This is a genomic window from Alteromonas sp. 14N.309.X.WAT.G.H12, assembly GCF_036697315.1.
Lineage (GTDB): Bacteria > Pseudomonadota > Gammaproteobacteria > Enterobacterales > Alteromonadaceae > Alteromonas.
Map to the genome: position 1 here is coordinate 7,994 of NZ_JBAHZB010000114.1, position 2,749 is coordinate 10,742.

Below are 2,749 nucleotides of genomic sequence, written 5' to 3' on the forward strand. Positions count from 1 at the left end.
CGTGTGACAGCCAATGATTACCCCCAAAGTGCTTTTCAGTATGGTCGAATGTTGTGGGATGAAGGAAAGAAAGACGCCGCGAAAAAATGGATCTCACAAGCGGCGGATGCTGGCCTTGATATGGCCAAAAAAGTGCAACATGTGCTTACCTCATACCGGGTATATCGCCCTGAAAATGTCCCCGTAATATCCCGTACCGATAAACAATGCCTGCAAAAAATTGGCGTTTTTGCGTCATCACTTGCTACCTTAGTCAAAGCCGATGAATTGGTGAGTTTATACGAAAAAGACCGGCGACTTCAGTCGTTACCCCTGTGTATTGATCGCCCGATCTGGCTTACAAAAGAAAGTCTACATTGCGCATCTGCTAATAATGGGGCTGGCCGTTTGGCGTGCGATGTGCGTCCGTTAGCGACGGCGGTAAGAAATCGAGACCTAACCCATGCAGTGGTTATCAGTGAGTTAGGAAAAGCCAACGTGAATAATGGTGTCATGTTTTTAGATCTTACCGATGCCTATTCGGTTTTTGTCCATGAACTGGCTCATTTTGCCGGCTTTGTTGATGAATACGCGTTGGGTAAAAATGCCGCAGAACGATACTGTGGCGGGCCCGATGCACCCAATCTTATCTATGACGGTAAAATCACCTATTCACCAATATCCAGGTTACAAAACTGGCAAGAATTACAACCCGGTGTGGGGATCTGGCCTGCTCAAACCTGTGCCCGCAGTTCGGTTCGCGCCTATAAACCTTCTGGACACATCACCTTTTTAGAACATCATGATAGTGGTGATATTCCCCCTATTTATCTGGCATTGTGGCGTCAGCAACTAGCGACCCCCTCGGCCCAAAGACCGGTGTACATGAATTTGTTTCAACGGTATCAAAAAGCAGGGCAGACCGCTAAAGCGAAAGAATGGTTAGCGCGTTACAACGCCTTTCTTGATGCAGATAAAGCGGCTTCATCTTCTTATATCTTTAACTAATCTGCCTGCTTAAGGGTTATCGTTTATCTAGATCCGGTTTAAGTTCATCTACCCACATGGCCGTTGCGCCACACACTGCGACGGGCATGACAATAAAATTAAGCAGCGGGATTAACGAGAATAGGCTAACGCCAACACCAAAAGAAAAACATTTCCCTTTATGCATGGATAAATGTCCGCGCATGGTTTTAAAGGATACCTTGTGGTTGTCATAAGGATAATCACAGTATTGGATGGCCATCATCCACGCATTAAACATAAACCATAACACCTGACCTATCACCGGAAGCAGGAAAAATAAGACTAAAAAGAAAATCGCCCGTGGTACATACCAGGCAAATTTAGAAAATTCCCGCCCCAACATGCGAGGAACATCTTTTACCAATGCCAAAAGGCTTTCATCACCAATGGCTTGACCGGTTAGGTGTCGCTCAAGCTTTTCCGACAAAACGCCGTTAAAGGGCGCGGCAATCCAGTTGGCAAGGGTGCCGAAAATCAGTGCGAAGACCAGCAACACCGTAATTACCGCCAATGGCCATAAAAAGAAACTCAGCAGGGTTTTTAGCCAATCCAGCCAGGAAGGGATGAGTGACATTAACCAGGTAATACCCACGGCAATTTCGCCATAAAGAAAATAAAATGCAATGGAAAACAGCAGAATATTTACCGCAAGAGGAATAAACACAAAGCGTTTTATTCCCTTGGTTGTAATGAGACTAAATCCTGATAGAAAATAACTCAGGCCAGATTTATTTTGCATGGGTACTCCACGGTGTTGTCTACGCAATGGGCAAAAGCGAAAAGCAATGCCGAATAAAAACGAAGGGTTAGCTTACCACAGTGTGAAAGTATACTTGCACTGAGGACATCAGTGAAAACACAATTGTTACACCGTGTGAGTTTTGGTAGAGTCGTGGCAATAATTATTATCATTATTCAGCGCTGACATTTGTGGTAAATAAATATAAATACAATCCCTTCCACGTTTTTTTCTATTTGGATGATGTTCATGCTTTGCCATGGTATCCGGAGTCAGTGCCATGCGCCTAAAATCCATAAAGCTGGCTGGCTTTAAATCCTTTGTTGATCCCACAACCATTCCCTTTGCCGGAGATATGACCGCGGTGGTAGGGCCAAATGGCTGCGGAAAATCTAATGTCATTGATGCCGTACGCTGGGTTCTTGGCGAAAGTTCAGCGAAGAATCTTCGTGGTGATGCCATGACAGACGTGATTTTTAATGGTTCTTCGGCCCGTAAACCGGTGGGACAGTGCAGTGTGGAGTTGGTATTTGACAATACTTCCGGTCGAATTGGCGGGGAGTTTGCCAATTATTCCGAGTTGTCGGTAAAACGCCTAGTAACCCGTGAAGCCCAATCTTTTTATTATTTAAATGGCACCAAGTGCCGCCGTCGGGATGTGACGGATTTGTTTTTGGGTACCGGACTTGGACCACGCAGTTATGCCATTATTGAACAGGGCATGATCTCCCGGTTAATTGAGTCTAAGCCGCAAGAGTTGCGGGTTTTTATTGAAGAAGCGGCTGGGATCTCCAAATACAAAGAACGACGACGGGAAACGGAAAACCGGATCCGGCATACCCAGGACAATCTTGAGCGTTTGGAAGATGTACGTGGGGAACTCGGTCGGCAACTTGATAAATTGCAGCGACAGGCCGCGGCAGCCCAGCGGTATAAATCTCTTAAGGCCCGTGAGAGACAGTTAAAAAGCGAATTATCTGTCATTCGATGGCTGCACCATAG

At 45.8% G+C, this 2,749-nt stretch carries 2 protein-coding genes and 1 pseudogene; 2 read left to right on the forward strand and 1 reads right to left on the reverse strand.

Features of this window, described 5'->3' with window-relative positions; all coding sequences use genetic code 11:
• Positions 1-987: pseudogene (locus tag V5298_RS17850) on the forward strand (sel1 repeat family protein); the annotation flags it as partial.
• A 16-nt stretch (positions 988-1,003) separates the two neighbouring features.
• On the opposite strand, the gene cysZ reads toward V5298_RS17850, so the two are convergent.
• Complete coding sequence (gene cysZ, locus V5298_RS17855; RefSeq protein ID WP_332932788.1) at positions 1,004-1,747, reverse strand: sulfate transporter CysZ; 744 nt, start codon at positions 1,745-1,747, stop codon at positions 1,004-1,006.
• Positions 1,748-2,027: 280 nt separating this feature from the next.
• Between cysZ and V5298_RS17860 the strand changes: the two genes are divergently transcribed.
• Positions 2,028-2,749: chromosome segregation SMC family protein (locus V5298_RS17860; RefSeq protein WP_332932789.1), on the forward strand; the 722-nt coding region annotated here is incomplete at its 3' end.

What these genes read in the sequence shown, in the direction of transcription:
- cysZ (WP_332932788.1), bottom strand. Translation starts at nt 1,747, where the DNA reads ATGCAAAATAAATCTGGCCTGAGTTATTTTCTATCAGGATTTAGTCTC.